The 16603-nt window shown below is 47.9% G+C and carries 15 protein-coding genes; 2 read left to right on the top strand and 13 right to left on the bottom strand.

Going from position 1 to position 16603, the window contains the following annotated elements:
• Window positions 1–7 precede the first annotated feature (7 nt).
• A complete protein-coding gene (locus HP567_RS13635) occupies window positions 8–1099 on the bottom strand; it encodes a M24 family metallopeptidase (protein ID WP_229088212.1) in 1092 nt (363 codons plus the stop codon).
• 124 nt (window positions 1100–1223) lie between these two features.
• Between HP567_RS13635 and HP567_RS13630 the strand changes: the two genes are divergently transcribed.
• Window positions 1224–1994: an alpha/beta fold hydrolase gene (locus tag HP567_RS13630; RefSeq protein WP_173611642.1), complete on the top strand. Its 771-nt coding sequence runs from the start codon at window positions 1224–1226 to the stop codon at window positions 1992–1994.
• A gap of 56 nt (window positions 1995–2050) precedes the next feature.
• On the opposite strand, the gene HP567_RS13625 is transcribed toward HP567_RS13630, so the two are convergent.
• The 8 genes from HP567_RS13625 to gpr all read right to left on the bottom strand — a co-directional run bounded on the left by HP567_RS13625 (window position 2051) and on the right by gpr (window position 10866).
• Complete coding sequence (locus HP567_RS13625) at window positions 2051–2956, bottom strand: ABC transporter permease (protein ID WP_173611494.1); 906 nt, start codon at window positions 2954–2956, stop codon at window positions 2051–2053.
• A 16-nt stretch (window positions 2957–2972) separates the two neighbouring features.
• A complete protein-coding gene (locus tag HP567_RS13620) occupies window positions 2973–3983 on the bottom strand; it encodes an ABC transporter permease (protein WP_370646706.1) in 1011 nt (336 codons plus the stop codon).
• A gap of 92 nt (window positions 3984–4075) precedes the next feature.
• On the bottom strand, window positions 4076–5731 hold the full coding sequence (locus HP567_RS13615; RefSeq protein ID WP_173611495.1) for an ABC transporter substrate-binding protein: 1656 nt from the start codon (window positions 5729–5731) through the stop codon (window positions 4076–4078).
• Between the two features lie 129 nt (window positions 5732–5860).
• Complete coding sequence (locus HP567_RS13610) at window positions 5861–6832, bottom strand: ABC transporter ATP-binding protein (protein ID WP_304502560.1); 972 nt, start codon at window positions 6830–6832, stop codon at window positions 5861–5863.
• Window positions 6833–6850: 18 nt separating this feature from the next.
• A complete protein-coding gene (locus HP567_RS13605) occupies window positions 6851–7819 on the bottom strand; it encodes an ABC transporter ATP-binding protein (protein ID WP_088906854.1) in 969 nt (322 codons plus the stop codon).
• Window positions 7820–8132: 313 nt separating this feature from the next.
• Window positions 8133–8441, bottom strand: a complete 309-nt coding sequence (locus tag HP567_RS13600) for a YqxA family protein (protein ID WP_007727739.1) — start codon at window positions 8439–8441, stop codon at window positions 8133–8135.
• Window positions 8442–8446: 5 nt separating this feature from the next.
• Entirely contained in the window at window positions 8447–9625 is a 1179-nt protein-coding gene (gene spoIIP / locus HP567_RS13595; protein WP_173611497.1) for a stage II sporulation protein P, read from the bottom strand.
• A gap of 140 nt (window positions 9626–9765) precedes the next feature.
• Window positions 9766–10866 carry a GPR endopeptidase gene (gene gpr, locus HP567_RS13590; protein WP_173611498.1) on the bottom strand — a complete coding sequence of 367 codons (1101 nt, stop codon included), beginning with the start codon at window positions 10864–10866 and terminating at the stop codon, window positions 9766–9768.
• 178 nt (window positions 10867–11044) lie between these two features.
• Between gpr and rpsT the strand changes: the two genes are divergently transcribed.
• Window positions 11045–11320, top strand: coding sequence for a 30S ribosomal protein S20 (gene rpsT, locus HP567_RS13585; RefSeq protein WP_005833151.1), 276 nt, complete (start codon window positions 11045–11047; stop codon window positions 11318–11320).
• A 61-nt stretch (window positions 11321–11381) separates the two neighbouring features.
• On the opposite strand, the gene holA is transcribed toward rpsT, so the two are convergent.
• The 4 genes from holA to HP567_RS13565 all read right to left on the bottom strand — a co-directional run bounded on the left by holA (window position 11382) and on the right by HP567_RS13565 (window position 16514).
• The gene (gene holA, locus HP567_RS13580) at window positions 11382–12419 is read right to left on the bottom strand and encodes a DNA polymerase III subunit delta (RefSeq protein ID WP_173611499.1); all 1038 of its coding nucleotides are present in this window, start codon (window positions 12417–12419) and stop codon (window positions 11382–11384) included.
• A 242-nt stretch (window positions 12420–12661) separates the two neighbouring features.
• A complete protein-coding gene (locus HP567_RS13575; protein WP_173611500.1) occupies window positions 12662–13513 on the bottom strand; it encodes an anti-sigma factor family protein in 852 nt (283 codons plus the stop codon).
• A complete protein-coding gene (locus tag HP567_RS13570; protein WP_012685711.1) occupies window positions 13513–14058 on the bottom strand; it encodes an RNA polymerase sigma factor in 546 nt (181 codons plus the stop codon). Before HP567_RS13570 ends, HP567_RS13575 begins: the two co-directional genes overlap by 1 nt.
• A gap of 53 nt (window positions 14059–14111) precedes the next feature.
• A complete protein-coding gene (locus tag HP567_RS13565; protein ID WP_173611644.1) occupies window positions 14112–16514 on the bottom strand; it encodes a DNA internalization-related competence protein ComEC/Rec2 in 2403 nt (800 codons plus the stop codon).
• Window positions 16515–16603 lie beyond the last annotated feature (89 nt).

The raw sequence follows: 16603 nt of genomic DNA, 5'->3' as shown, positions 1-16603 counted from the left end.
TTCTTCATTAGTTGATGGAAGTCAGTTTTTTCGGGAACTGCGTGAGTATTTCAACTCCCGTTTCCGTAACCAATACATCGTCTTCAATCCGCACGCCGCCTACACCTGGCAAATAGATGCCCGGCTCGATCGTAAAAACCATCCCTGGTCGAAGCACTTCTTGGTTCTGGCTGTGAACAGACGGATATTCATGTACATCCATCCCAAGTCCGTGCCCAAGACGGTGCATGAAGTATTCACCGTAGCCTTTTGCAGTGATGACATCGCGAGCGGTTTTATCCAAATGCGCAAAGGTCACACCCGGACGAATCTCAGCAATTGCCGCTTCGTTGGCCGCCAATACCGTCTCGTAAATCTCTTGCAGCTGGGCACTGATCTCGCCTACAGCAAAGGTACGAGTAATATCGGATACATATCCGTTTGCAGCTACTCCGATATCAAACAAAAGCAAGTCGCCTTCTTGCACCTGGCGGGTTCCTGGCTTTCCGTGTGGAAGTGCCGACTTCTCCCCTGCCAATACCATGGACGTAAAGGATGGGCCTTCTGCGCCCAAGCGCTTCATCTGGAATTCCAGCTCAGCTACGATTTCTGTCTCGGTCATGCCTTTCTGAACTTTCTTCAGGGTCTCCCGCAAGGAATCCTCGACCAACTGAACAGCGTATTTCAGACGATCCACTTCATCCACGGATTTGATCAAACGCATTTCACGGAGTGGCTCTTCCACGTCCACATAGCTTGACGCCAGAACAACTTGTCCAAGTGCTTCATAGCGCTCGACAGTCATATGACTTTTCTCAATACCGAGCTTCGCCAAGTTCGCTGGCAACACTTGCTTGAGAATTTCATACGGGTTTTGGATATCCGTATGTGTATGGATATCTTGAACGAACGAAGCTTCTGCCGCTGCTTCACGATCAAGAGCAGGTACAATCAAGGAAGGCTTTCCCTCAGCAGGAATAACAAGACCCATAAAACGTTCATGCGGGTCTGTAAAAAATCCGGTCAAATAGTAGACGTGCTTGGGAGAGGTAATCAACACCGCGTTCAGCTCTTGCTCTGTCAAAAACGTGTGGAGCTTCGAAATGCGCTCTTGAAACAACTTCTTCACCCTGCTTTCACCAATTATTCTATTGCGAGAATACCACTTCCCCATCAAAAAAAGAAGAGTTCAATTGAAAAATCTCCCTTGGATCGGACAACCTATAAGTGGGGTGAAAATGAAAATGGAACAAATACTCGTCCATCAGGATGGCAAACAGTTTGCTTTTCACATATCAGGAAAAGGCCAGCCGTTATTGTGTATCCATGCGCCATGTATCGGCTCTATCAATTTTGTTTATCAGCAAACACTCGCAGATACATATCAGCTCATTGTCCCTGATTTACCCGGACATGGCGACAGTTCTCCGATGGAGAAGCCCTTTTCCATTGGGGAGTTGGCAGAACGGCTCCATAAGCTGATCCCGGCACTCGGCATTGAGCGTCCCTTTATTTTGGGCTACTCCCAAGGTGCCTCTATCGCCCTTGAATATTGTCTTCGCTATCCTGATCATGCACAAGGCGGTATACTCGTGAGCGGATTTTCCGAAGTGAATGACCTGTATTTACATGGACGATTTTGGATGGCCCAGGCGTTGTCGATGCTTCACGGAGTTCCTCTTCTTGCCCGTTCCATTGCTTCCTCACATGTCGATAACCCAGAAATGCGCGAAAAATGGACGGCACACGCCTCCAAAACAGATCCTACTAGCGTGAAATACCTTTACGCTGCCGGACATCGATATCAATGTACAGAGCGCCTGAGCAACATCCAGCTTCCGATTTTACTTGCCTATGGCGAACGTGATCAACGGATGCACCATTATGCGCAGACGCTTAGCATGAAATTGCCAAAAGCAAGACTCGAAATGATCCCGAACGTAAAGCATCAAGTCATCACGAAAGCTGCTCCTGCTTTCAATCAGTTGTGCCGCACCTTCATGGAAGAAGAATAAACAAGAAAAGACAGAAGGACGGCATCACATTCCCTTCTGTCTTTTTTGCGATTGGACTAGCTTTTCATCCGCGGGTCAAGTGCATCGCGCAGGCCGTCCCCAATCAAGTTAAAGCCGAGAACGGTCAGCATGATAGAGAGCCCCGGAAAAATAACGGTCCATGGTGCTTTCTGAATGTACTGACGTGAATCAGCGAGCATTTTTCCCCATTCTGGTTCTGGCGCTTGTGCTCCCAGTCCAAGAAAGCCAAGTGCAGCTGCTTCGATAATCGCTGTTGCGATCCCCATTGTCCCGGTCACAATGATTGGTGCGAGACTGTTCGGCAAAATATGCTGCATGATAATCCGGGAATTTTTCATTCCGATTGCCCGTGCCGCCATGACGAATTCTTCTTCCTTCAAACTCAATACACGGGCACGTACTAGCCGTCCAAATGTCGGAATGTTAATAATCGCAATGGCAATCAAGGCGTTTTGCAAAGAAGGCCCCAAGATGGCAACGACAGCGATTGCCAAAAGAATACTTGGAAATGCAAGCATAATATCAAAGAGACGCGAAATGATCGTATCAATCCATCTGCCATAATATCCTGCCAAAAGACCGAGCAAGGTCCCTGCGAGAACGGAGCCAATGACAGAGAACGTCCCTACCCACAAGGAGATTTGCGCCCCATAAATAACGCGACTAAATACATCACGACCATTGTAATCTGTTCCAAACCAATGCTCTTCGGAAGGGGGCTTGTTTTTCATTACGAGCTGACCTTCGTCGTACGGATACGGAGCAATCCATGGAGCTAATACCGCCACAACAATGAAAAACAAAATAATCCCGAAGCCCACCAACGCCAGCTTGTTTTTTCGTAGTGTCCTCCATGCATCCTTCCAAGGAGAGACTACTTCTTCTTGCTTCACTTTTAAAGGTACTACCTGATCTTGTGGTTGTAATTGTGGTTGTGCCATGTCTCTTCGTCCCTCCTTAGCGATATTTGATGCGAGGATCGATATAGGCATACAGAAGGTCGACCAAGAGATTGATCAGGACGAAAATCGTCGCGATCACAAGGATACCGGATTGGATAACCGGATAGTCACGGTTTCCAATGGCGGTCACAATATAACGACCGACACCTGGCCATCCGAAGATCGTCTCTGTCAAAACAGCTCCACCCAGCAGCAACCCTGTTTGCAAACCAATTACCGTCAAAACAGGGATCATTGCATTTTTCAGCGCATGCTTGTACACGACCCAAAACTGTGTCAGCCCTTTTGCACGAGCGGTTCTGACGTAGTCGGCACGCATGACTTCCAGCATGCTCGAACGAGTGATACGTGCAATGATCGCCATCGGGATCGTACCTAATGCAATGCCTGGCAGGATCAAATGCTTGATAACTTCCCATAGCTGATCCCAGCGACCAGCCATCATCGTATCCAGTATATAAAAGTGCGTAATGGCCTCTACGGGATTACGCGAATCGTCGCGACCAACTGATGGCAGCCATTTCAGCTCTTGGGCAAACACCCACTGCTCCATCAAACCTAGCCAAAAAATTGGCATGGATACACCAACCAAGGCGATCAACATCGCACAGTAGTCAAACCAGGAGTTTTGCTTCCACGCAGAAAGAATCCCTGCATTTACACCGATAAACACCGCAATCAGCATACTCACAATCGTAAGTTCAGTCGTCGCCGCCAAATAAGGCATGATTTCATCTGAAATCGGCGCATTCGTTTGTAACGATTCCCCAAGATTTCCGCTCAAAATATCTTTCATATAATCGAAATACTGTATGTACCACGGATTATTCAATCCCAACGCTTCTCGTATGTCTGCAATCGCTTGTGGTGTTGCCTTTTCTCCCAAAATCGTCAAAGCCGGATCACCAGGGATGGCACGAATAATGGAAAAAACGATGATTGACATGCCCACTAAGACAGGAATGAGCATTAAAATTCTTCGAATGCTGTAAGCTAGCAATGCCATCTCCTCGCCTTCCTGCATAAAATAATCGCCAAATAATGAAAGAAGGGTAAGAAGAGGTATGCACTCCTCTTACCCTTTTACGATGAATCAGCTTACTTGAAATCTACCTTTTCCAAACTTTCAGACCCTTTTGGATGCGGGTTGTAATCTATGATATTCGCTTTTCCTGCCAATGCTGGTGTAGAGTGTGCCAGCGGAACCATTGGCACATCTTTGAAGATGATCTCTTGTACTTGTTTGTACATTTTTTCGCGCTCTGCTTGGTCTGGAGTGGACTGTGCTTTCATCATCAATTGATGTGCTTCTTCGTTTGCCCAGCGTGTATAGTTGTTGCTTCCGATGTTATTTTTGTCGAGCAAGACAGCCAGGAAGTTGTCAGGGTCGCCATTGTCACCTGTCCAACCAAGCATGAACATTTCTTGCTCACCCAAACGAGTCTTTTCCAAATACGTTGCCCATTCCATCGTCACGATCTCAGCATCAACCCCGATTTTCTTCAGGTCTTGCTGGATTGCTTCTGCAATCTTCACACCCTCTGGCATGTACGGACGTGGAACTGGCATTGCCCAAAACTTGATTTTAAAACCGTTTGGATGTCCTGCTTCGGCCAGCAATTGTTTTGCTTTATCGAGGTTGAACTCACGATCTTTAATATCGTTGTTATGTCCCCACATTGTTTTTGGCATTGGGTTGACTGCTGGTTCTCCAACCCCATCGAAGAAGGCAGTTACGATTTCAGGTTTGTTAATCGCATAAGCAATAGCTTCACGAACTTTTGGATTGTCGAGTGGCTTCTTCTCTACGTTAAAGCCGATGTATCCAATGTTATTAGTAGGACGAAGGAAGAGTTGCAAGTCTTTATTGTCTTTTACTGCCGGGATATCGTCTGTGTTTAGACCATCCATCAAGTCAATTTCACCAGATGCCAATGCAGTCAGACGTGCAGTGTTTTCTGGGATGACCTTGAACACCAATTTATCCAGCTTCGGATATCCTGGGTTCCAGTAATCAGGGTTTTTCTCGAGTGTGATGGTGTCGTTGCGCTTCCACTCTACGAATTTGAAAGGTCCTGTACCGATTGGATGCTCATTAAATTTCTTAACATCCTTTTTCAATGCCTCAGGCGAGCCAATCGCGAAAGGAGACATTGCCAGGTTGGCAAGGAATGGAGCCAGTGGACGATTCAACGTGAATTTTACAGTGGTCGGATCGACTGCTTCCACGGATTTGATGATATGAGTCGCGTCACCCTTGTAACCACCAAATTGGCTTACGTAGTACTCGAAGCCCTCTGGTGAATGCTGTGGATGGCTCTTGTCACTCCAGCGTTCAAAGTTGTATTTGACCGCCTCTGCATTGAAATCAGTTCCATCGTGGAATTTCACGCCTGATCTCAGTTTCAGCGTATAAACGAGACCATCAGGAGTTACTTCCCATTTCTCAGCCAACGATGGAGCGAGCTCTGTTGAGCCATCCGCAAAGCCAATCAATGTATCCATAACGTTCTCGGTTACCTTAAATGTCTCACCATCTGTTTGCGTGATTGGGTCAAGCCCTTTTGTGTCTGCACCGCGACCGACGATTAATTGCTTCGGTCCAGTTTTTGCAGGCTCAGTTGCAGGTGCCGGAGTTTCTGTCTTTGGTTGTTCTGCCGGCGCTTGTGTCGTAGAAGTGCTAGAGCATCCTGCAATCAGCATGGCCAGCGCCACTAGGCTAGTCATGGTTGCGGAGAGAACCCTCTTCTTCATGAAAACATCCCCCTTTTTCTAATGAATGGTCGCATGTTCCTTTTTGGTTGATGGTCGATACAATACCTCCTGCTTTGCATCCCCCCTTTACAAGACTTCCTATTCGGCAGGCAAACTCCCTTTTGTCGATTAGGACTTGTATAAGTGACAAGCAACAAAGTGACCATCGCCTGTGTCCGCAAATTCTGGGCGCACAGTACGACACTCCTCTGTCACATGGGGACACCTCGTATGGAAGGTACAGCCACTGGGAGGTTTTGCAGGGCTCGGCACATCTCCCTGGAGGATCACTCTATCTCGTACCGCATCAGGGTCTGGCGAAGGTACCGCCGACAGCAGTGCTTTCGTGTACGGATGGAGCGGATTGGAGTACAATTGGCTACTCGTCGTCAGCTCGACAATTCTGCCAAGGTACATCACGCCTACCCGATCACTGATATGACGCACAACACTCAAATCGTGAGCAATGAACAAATATGTAAGGCCGAATTCGCGTTGCAAATCCTGCATGAGGTTGAGCACCTGCGACTGAATGGACACGTCTAGTGCAGACACAGGCTCATCCGCAACGATCAATTTGGGTTTGAGCATCAGTGCTCTCGCAATGCCGATCCGCTGCCTCTGTCCTCCACTGAATTGATGCGGATAGCGGCTCGCGTGATAGCTGCTCAGACCAACGATCTCCAGCATTTCCTGCACGCGCTTTTTTCGCTCTGCCGAAGAACCCAAACCATGTACAATCAGAGGCTCTTCCAATATCTTCTCAATATTATGTCTAGGATTAAGTGAAGCAAACGGATCCTGAAAGACAATTTGCATGTCACGTCTCATCTTTCTCATTGCATCTGTGGAAAGTGACATGACATCTGTCCCGTCAAAGTTGATTTCACCTGAGGTCGGTTCTATCAGTCGCAGCAAGGAACGCCCCGTCGTGGACTTTCCACAGCCGCTCTCCCCTACCAGCCCCAAAGTTTCGCCACTCTTAACGGTAAACGATACGTCATCTACCGCCTTTACTACACCTATTTCCCCTCCAAGAACACCGCCTGTGATTGGATAGTATTTTTTTAAATTTTTTACAATCAGAAGATCTTCAGCCACCTGCATGCTCCTCTCGGGTTATTCGGTCAGCCAGCAACGGGAAAGGTGATTGTCCCCTACCACTTTTAATTCTGGCATCTCACTGCGGCATCGGTCTGATACTTTATCGCATCTTGGTGCAAAACGGCATCCGACAGTAAGAGAACCCGGAATCGGGACGTTGCCTGGAATCGAATAGAGACGCTCCTGTGATCCTTCCAGCTTCGGCAACGAATTCAACAAGCCGATCGTATAAGGATGCTTCGGATTTTTTAAAATCGTACGAACATCTCCTTGTTCAATCACGTTCCCTGCGTACATCACCACGACGCGGTGACACATTTCCGCGACGACCCCAAGATCGTGGGTGATGAGGAGAATGGCTGTGTCAGCTTCTCGGTTGAGTTGACGCATCAGGTCCAAAATCTGCGCTTGAATCGTCACGTCGAGCGCAGTAGTAGGCTCGTCTGCAATCAGAAGCGCTGGATTGCAGGCCATTGCCATCGCAATCATGACACGCTGCCGCATGCCTCCGGAAAGCTGGTGCGGGTATTCATCGACAATCGCTTCCGCTCGAGGAATTCCGACTTTTTTCAACATCTCAATAGCACGTGCTCTTGCGTCCTTTTTGCTCGCCTTCGTATGTAATCGGACTGATTCTCCTATCTGGTCTCCAATCGTAAACACCGGATTTAAAGACGTCATCGGCTCCTGGAAGATCATCGCAATTTCATTTCCGCGGATGTCTCTCATTCGCTTTTCGTCAACAGATACGAGGTCCTCCCCCTTGAATTTAATCGAGCCTCCCACGATTCTCCCTGGGGGGTTGGGTACTAGCTTCATAACGGAAAGGGAGGTAACGCTCTTTCCGCAGCCGGATTCGCCTACGATACCGACTACTTCTCCTTTTTGTACCGTGATCGTCACGCCATCAACGGCAGGGATTTGGCCGCGGTCCGTGAAAAAGTGCGTTTGCAGGTTTTCGATTTGCAGGACAGGATGTGACACGTGGCTCACCTCTCTCACCGATATATACTTCCAAAATAGCCCTATCAATAGACATTATGACATTTATTCAATTTTTTCGCAACACAATAAATTCAAACTATTAGCTCTTTACTGACTAAAAAGAATATTTTGCTTGCACTAAAAAATGATCTAGGGGAATTTTATGATAGCCCTTTCATTGTTGATGTAGCCTCACTTGCACTGTTTTAGCAGATCGTATGATGTATCTGTGGTCACATGCAAAAGACCCGCCTGTACGGGTCTTTTGTCACTGGGGCTTTCTGCACCCCTTCTTTTTGCGCATAAACCATTTTCACGGTTCAAAAAAACTCCCGACCCAATCGACAAAACTCTGCGCCCCACTTTTAATGCTTCCGCCCAAAGTCAAACCGATCCGACTGACGTAGTTGACCATTTCCTTCGGATTAGCAGTCTGAACCTGCTTTCCCATTACCGCAATCTCCACTTGACCTTGGTCCACTTTTTTGATGGAAAAGGTTTGCGCTTGCCCCTCAGGCACTCCACTCACCTTGGATATTCCGCGCTCAGCCGTTTGCAATCCCAAAACTACCCCGACCAGCAAGATGATTAACAGTCCAGTCAGCTTCATCGTCACGTTCATGCCCGTCACCTCTTTGCAGGCTCGTCAGAAACTGTTTTGCCTACTTTTTCAGCTTGCTGATAATAGGCTGCGAAAACGTCAGCCAGTGCCTCTGCCGTATTCTTGCTTTCTTGCACGCTGTTTTCCGTACCACCTATTTCTATTAACAGGCTTCCCGGGGAGAGGGACTGATTATACTCGCCATGATCCGTTTTTGCGCCTTTTTCCATTACGCCACGCGAAAGCTCTGGGTACATTTTTTCCATCAACTCATGTAGTTCAGTCGCAAATGCCTCATTTTTCTCGTAGCTTTTGTTCCTTTTTCCGATGACAAACAATACTCTTCCATACGTTTTTCCTTTGATTGTGACCGTCGTACGCTCTCGTGGCGCTGTGTCTCGATGCAAATCAAAGAAGTAGTACAGTTCCTTGTTTTTCTCCGTTGCGGCTTTGACCACTTGCAAAGATTCCGCGTAGGAGAAAGAGTAATGCATTTTTTTGTTCAACAGCTGCTGATAGATGTCGTCGGTGCTCACATCGGAACCAATTCCTCTGTCATTCAACGCTTCTGATAAATGCTTGCTGATTAACGATATATTTCTCGTAGGATGATCGACCGAGGTTCCCACTGACTTCGTCTCACTAAACCACGATTCCCGGTTGTGCGAGTTGTAGATGTACACGATTTTCTTGCCATCCGTGATTGAATTGGGAACAGGTGCTGGCTTTGCTTCGCCTGACTTTGTGGTATCCTCCGGCTTTGGCTCTACGATTGGAACTACTTGCGATTGATCTGCTACCTGTCTCGGATAGGCGGGATACTCCAAGTAAAAATCTGCGAGAGAAGCTCCCTTTCCCTGTACGACAAATCTGGCATCCTCTGTCGTCACCATCCCAGGCAATTCCCTGCCTAACAGGCTACGCAAGTCTCCCGGCTGTATATTGGTTGCCAAGCGAAAGAGAAAACCGGTTACGCTATTCGTGCGATCATCGGCCTGTGCTTGCACGGTTTCGGACAAAACCGGAATCTCCTGCCCCATCCATCCCAAAATCGCCAGACTGGAAATATGAGAAGCGGCCTGTTGAATGGCTGAGGACGAAATTGCGATTCGGTTACCGCCGAGCGAAAGCACTCCTGTCATGACAAACAGGAAGGCGGTTATAAATGAAAGAACAACGAATTGGCGTTGAATGAGAGTCGCCATCTGTCTCACTCCTCTAGCTGTAGCATGGTTGCACGTCGGGAGAACTTTCCCTCGCGCTTGTCTATGCTTTAGCTTATGAGGCTCATAGAGACGATAGAACCCTTTTCTAGCTTTTCTCTCTCACTCTAGCTTTTCACGGCTTAGTGGGTATACGAGCCGCTATTTTCTGCATTTACAGCACTGTGCAAGGCGCGATTCAGACCTGTTGCGATCACATTCGCCACGCCTTCAATAAAATCATCAATTTCTTTTGGGGTGACGACCAGATCCTGTCCCAGCGGTCGGAGGACCTCATGAATCAGTTGCCGTTTCTCTTCTTCCGGCAGTGAACCTACCAATCCCATGAATGTCTTGCGGGATTCCAAGTCAGGCAAATCCTCTTCCGTATACGGTTCCTTCCGCTCGGGCAGCGTACTCAATGCCAGTTTGTTAAACGCCCGCTTGCTCTCCACCATCGATTGTCCAAAATGCCCCAGCAAATATGTAATCGCATCATTTACAATCGTGGAGGCAAAAACAACCGTAGGGACTCCTATCGCAATCACAGGCACACCAAGTGTCTTCTGATCAATCGCTTTGCGCTTGTTTCCGACCCCTGATCCGGGATGAATCCCTGTATCCGATATTTGAATCGTCGTGTTGACCCGGTGCAAGGCGCGGGACGCAAGAGCATCGATACAGATGACAAAATCGGGTTTGCTTTTTTCCACGACACCAAAAATAATCTCACTCGTTTCTATACCTGTTATCCCAAGGACACCCGGTGATAGCGCACTGACTTCCCGATACCCTTCTCCAACGGTTTCAGGCGCCAGCGTGTATAGATGGCGTGTAATCAACAAATTTTCTACAACCATTGGTCCAAGCGCATCGGGAGTCACATTCCAGTTACCCAAACCAACGACGAGAGCCTTTTTGTCTGGGGTGATTCCCAGTTGCTTGAGGAACATTGCAAATTCGACGGAGAATCGCTTGGCCACCTGCTCCTCGATCGATGTATCGTTATCCCGCAGCTTGGGCACTTCAATCGTAAGGTAATGCCCCGGGAGCTTGCCGATTTCCTTCCCCGCTTCCTCTGTTTCCACATGCAATCTCGTTACTTTCACATTCGGCTCGCTGTCGTCAGCTTGCAGCCAAATCCCCTCAATATCACTCTGGTTTTGCTGCTGGGCAAGCTCGTGGGCCTCCAAAGCCAGATCCGTTCGAATGGAATAACCAGACAAGTCAATGTTATGTGCCATGTTCTTCAGCTCCTTTGATCCGAAGTGAAAAAAGTACTGACCATTTTGTTCCTGCTACTAGCTTGCTTGAATCCTTCATTTTTATTCCGAATCCTTTCTTGCAAATGGGTTCGCCCCATGCTAGAATTACTTTGTTGTATGACTGTATGTCTATGGTCGTATTAAGGAGGTGACACACATGCCAAACATTAAATCCGCGATTAAACGCACCAAAACAATCGAAAAGCGTCGCGCACACCGTGCTTCTCAAAAGTCTGATCTGCGTACTTCCATCAAGAGCTTTGAGAAAGCTGTCGCTGCTTCCGATGTAGCATTAGCGAAATCTACTCTTCTGGTGGCTGTGAAAAAGCTGGACAAGGCCGCTTCGAAAGGTCTCATTCATAAAAACGCAGCAAACCGTCAAAAGTCTCGTTTGATGAAAAAGCTTAACGTTCTGAGCGCTCCTGTAGCGTAAGAGACCAAGCGCAAAAAACCCCGCGAACATCTAGTTCTAGGGGTTTTTTACTGTAAAAATATCACGACCGTTTTGTTCGTTCGTCGTGTGCACGTGCAACGAATAATTCGAGGGCGAGACGCTTGTCCACTTGCCCCGACTTCATCCGAAAATCTTCTTCTGCCAGAATGCCCAACAGCTTTTTCAACGACTCCTCGGAAAAATGACGCGCTTGCTCCATTGCTTTTTTCACCGCGTAAGGATGCATTTTAATCATGCCTGCCATTTGTTGCTGCGAATAACCTCGTGGAGCCAATTGCTTAACATGCAACAGCATGCGGAACTGTCTCGCCAAGAGTGCCAGCAGCTTGATCGGCTCCTCTCCTGTTTTCATGCAGTCGTACATCATCCGGAGTGCCTTGTCCAATCTCCCCGAAGCGACCTGTTCAATCAGGGCGAATACATCCTGCTCCAGCGTACGTGCCCCGAGCAGCTCGATGACGTCGTCCGTGATGCTTTCACCCACCCCGACAAACAGAGCCATCTTTTCGATTTCCTTGTCCAGAAGACGCAGCTCGGCTCCCACTCGCTCCACAAGCTTCATGGCTTGCTGACGATCGATTTTCGCCTGGTATTTACCTGCTTGCCTCTCCACCCAGCCGTACAAATCTCCGTCTTTTAGCAACGGAAATGGGATCACTTTCGCCTTTTGTTGCAGTGTTTTGACCAGCTTTTTTCTTTCATCGAGCTTGTCAGCTTCTGTATGTAGAATAAGTGTGGTATACGGAGGTGGATTTTGCAAATAATCGAGCAGAGCATCCGGATCGCTTTCTACCTTGGTCGAAGGCTTACTTCCTGTTAAAAAGTAGGCTTGTCTGGCAATCACCAATCGATGCTCACCCATAAACGGCAAGGTCTCCGCATCCTGCAAAATTTCACTCAATCCTGTTTCCGTACAATCGTACACACTCAAATTCAAATCCGTAAATTCTGGATCAATCATTTCTTTGCGAGCCAACGCCAATAAATCTTCGGCCATAAAAGACTCTGGACCGTATAAGACGTAGATCGGCGAGAATTGTTTTTGCCGTATTTCGCGAATAGCCGATAGGAGTGGCATACGTTTTCTCCCCTTTCCTTCCTTCTTACCTGCGTTATTATAGCACATGTTGATCAGGGCAAAGCGAAAAAAAACCGCCACCAGTGAATCAGTAGCGGTTTTTTCATCCGTTGGCACCTCTATGTAAACGTTTAGGGAAAAGCCCCGGGATTCCTCCTCCCCAAACGGTAAGCAGGGGGTGCTTGATAATGTACTATACGCAAAATCCCCGCAAGCGGTGCCGGTCCATACGCGGAAAAAAGTCAGTCATTATCTTTATTTTTTTTCTTCTCTTTATTTTTTCCCTTGTCTTTCTCCTCTTGCTTGTCCCCGCCGTCGTCCTTATCGTCATTAGCAGGTTCTTTGTCTTCTCTGTCCGGATTCTCGTCCAGTCCGATCGGCCATCCCGTTGGTTGATCCTCTGTAACTACTGGAGTTGGAGGTACAGCTTTCTTTGGTGGTGGTGTCGGATTCGTTTTCTTCGGTGGCTGTGTTTGCTTTTGAACGTTCTTTGCCGGTGGCTTTTTACTCTTTGTCTGAGTAGCCGCTCCAGTAGACTTTTTGGCCTTGCCCTCTTCCTCTTTTGGATTTGAAGGTATTGGATTATTGCTTTGAGGAGTAGGATCGACTGGAACTTTGGGTTGTTCCACGACCGCTGGCGTCATGTCCGTTCCGTTCTGGAACGAATCGACTTCATGCTTCTTACCATCACCGCCCGAAAACAGCACGCCAACCAATAAGCTAGCAGCGACGGCCGTACTACCAAGACTGGCCATCCACACTTTCATCCGCTTCCACTTTTTTGATTCCGGCAGCGAAGACGACTCGCGCTTAACTTCCAGAGTGGGCAGGATTTCCTCGTTCACCGTAGATTTCACCGCAACAGGCTTTGCAGCGGCTAACTCCAGCTTGGGCAGGATAGAATCTACGATGCTGATCGGAGGTACGACAGGGGGCAGATGTTCTAATTGTTGTGACACATCTTTCAAACGGTTGTACATAAGCTGCAGATCAGCATCTTTCTGGATCAAACGTAGGAGCAGTTCTTGCTCGGACTCCGACAGATCTCCATCCAGATCCCGCTGCATGAGTTCAAAAATCTCTTCGTTGGTCATCAACCGATCCCCCCTTTCTGGTAGTCGTACAACAGCTCCTGTAACTGTTGCCTAGCCCGAAATAAGTACGACTTTACCGTGTTAAGCGGCAAATCTAGCGCCTCCGCTATTTCTTGATAGGACAAATCCTCCAGATAGCGGAGTACTACAACCATCCGATATTGCTTTGGCAATCTTCCGATGGCTTCCTGAATGTCATTCGACAGCCCGGTGAGAAGGATTTCTTCTTCTACGTTGTTACGATCAGGAATGATCAACTCGTGCTCGTCAATTGAGACCGTTTCCTTCTTCGCGCGAAATTTATCCATACAGACGTTGCTGACAATGCGTTGTACCCAGGTAGAGAACTTTGCTTTTTCCTGATAGGTGTCCAACTTTCGATAAATTCGAATGAGGACTTCCTGGGAGGCATCAAGCGCGTCTTGTTCGTTCCCTAGAATATAATAAGCGCTTCGGTAAACGGAGGTCTCAATAGATCGAAGCAGTTCGACTAGCGCGTCATGATCCCCGGATTGCGCCATCCTGATCAACTCTGCCTCATGCATATTCGCTTCTCCCCCCTACAGACGGTTCGCTCATTGAAAAAGTTGCAAACAGATTATGTATCCATTATTTGGGTCTGCCAATACAATCCCGCAGGTGTAATAACCAGCGTAATCGCTCCATGAGCATCCGTTCTGTACACAGCAGAACCCGATTTTTTTAAGCGAAGCAGCACTTCGGACGAAGGATGCCCGTATCGATTTTTCACCCCGGCAGAGATGACAGCAGCTTTTGGTGCTATGACTGCAAGGAGCTCTTCGGTACTCGATGTATTGCTTCCATGATGAGCTACTTTCAAAACATCCACAGAAGTCAAACCGTTTTGAACAAGCTGACTTTCTCCATCCTTTTCAATGTCACCCGTAAACAATACAGACTTGTTGAAAGCAGTCAGCTGGAGTACTACGGATGCATCATTTCCTGAGAAGGTCGATTCGCCTGGGTGCAGCCACTTCCACTCGATTCCCGGTCCATCTGACCATGATTGACCCGGAAGCCCGGTTAGTATCGGAACTCCTTCCTGTTGGAAAAGCCGGACAATCTCGCCCTCCAATTTCGAAGGTACTGTTCCATTCACCAATACCTCTCCAAAAGAAAAATGAGGAACAAGCGATTTGAATCCCCCGATGTGATCCAGATCGCCATGCGTCATGATGACACGATCGATTTTCTCGATTCCTCTGGCCATCAAAAACGGCAGAACGACGTCTTTCCCCACCTCAAATGGGTCACGCTTTTCCATCCATGGTTCAGCCGCTGGGAACCGCATTGTCCCACCCGCATCCATTAAGTATACCTTCTTATCACCAATTTCGACAACGATGGAATCCCCTTGTCCGACATCAAGGAAGGTAATTCGCACTTCTTCGACTCCTGAAAACGGCTGTCTGGCCACTACTATGAACGAGAGAAATATAACGAAAGTAAGCATTATATCACGCTTTCGATGATAGCCCAACCTCCATGCAATGGGCAGTACCCCCAAAAAACAGGTATACAAAGCAAGCCACCACCACGAAGGATGCGGCCAATAAGTGAAGGGGAGCCTTATTTTTTCAATAGCAAACAACGGGAGATGAATCCATTTCAACATTGCCGTCGATATCCAAACAGGGAGCACCGCCAAAAACGGGTGGACGAAATCGAGGACAACCGCGATATACCCGAATGGTAGCGCTATGGCCGAAAGAATCGGTGTCACCACCAAATTGACCAGCCATGACACAGGTGAAAACAGATGAAAATGGTAGATGAGAAACGGAAAAGAAACGAGCTGGGCTGACAAAGTAACCGCCACAAGTGTACGAATCCAGACGGGTACCCGGATAAACACATGCAAGCTATATGGAACAAAAATAATCAGACCAAGTGTCACCGCAAAAGAAAGCTGAAAACCGACATGCCACAGCTGATACGGATTTACCACCAGCATCAGAATAAGTGCCCCAGCCCAAACGTCCTTGCCATCCAACCTCTTTCCAATTACTTGACAGAGAAGACCTACACTTCCCATCAATCCAGATCGAATCGCGGACGCGCTTGCTCCCACCAGGAGAACATACCCGATCAAGAACAAAATCGTTACGACAAATGCCAGTCTGCGTCTGATTCCAATCCGCTCCAAACACCACATAAACATGGAACTGACCAATGTCACATGCAAACCGGAAATCGCGAGGATATGACTTAAGCCCAAATTCGAATACATCGCCGCAAGCTCAGGGTTCACCTCTTGTCCAAGACCAAGCAGGAGCGACTTCATGTAACCCGCCGTTTCTGTATCTGTAAATAATGATTCAATTCGCTTGGCACCCGAGTCCTGCCATTCTTGGAAGCTCGCCCACACGGAAAAAGCAGGTGTCATCGCTACCGCTTGATAGCTTGTTTCCCCTGTGACATGGACACCTTGCCAATACAAGTAGCTAGCGTAGTCGAACGCATAAGGATTGCGCGCGGGAGCCGGTAAGGATAGTCGAATCGGTGCCACGACAACACTGCCACGACTCCACTGCTCTATTTGTACAGCTTCCTGGAAAGAAGATAGTTTAACACGAAGCGCGATTTTTTCGAAAGACCGATGCTCATTTTGATCACGCTCGTTTTCACCCCAAGATGTTATCGTGACAAAAAAACGTGCTACATCCCCGTCCCGTCTCACAGGAGAATCAATGACTCCTTCTATCCAGATGCTCTGCTCCCTTTCTGCCAATGGTTTCACTTCAGAGCTGTGGAGATTCTCGTACCCATAAAAAAAGAGACCTGCTAGAATAGAAATCAGTGAGTAGTATGCGACGTATTTGCGGTATGGTAACGGGATACATGCAACGAGTGCCCATGATACGCCCGCAGCCAACAGCAGCCAAGCAGGATGCAAATAGGCGGACAGAATAAGACCGATCATCATCGCTAGGCTTGCTATCCATACTGACACTGCAATCCCCCCGTCCTGTTCTTTCATGAACCGTTTTGTCGAACGATTCATGGTCTCCTCAGGGAGTATATCTAACCGAATGGGGACAAAAATAGAAAAGAAGAAAGGCTAATTCC

Origin of the sequence: Brevibacillus sp. M2.1A, assembly GCF_013284355.2 — a bacterium.
In the GTDB taxonomy this organism is placed as follows: domain Bacteria; phylum Bacillota; class Bacilli; order Brevibacillales; family Brevibacillaceae; genus Brevibacillus.
The sequence above is the reverse complement of the archived record's forward strand: the minus strand, read 5'-3'. Positions and strand labels throughout refer to the sequence as shown.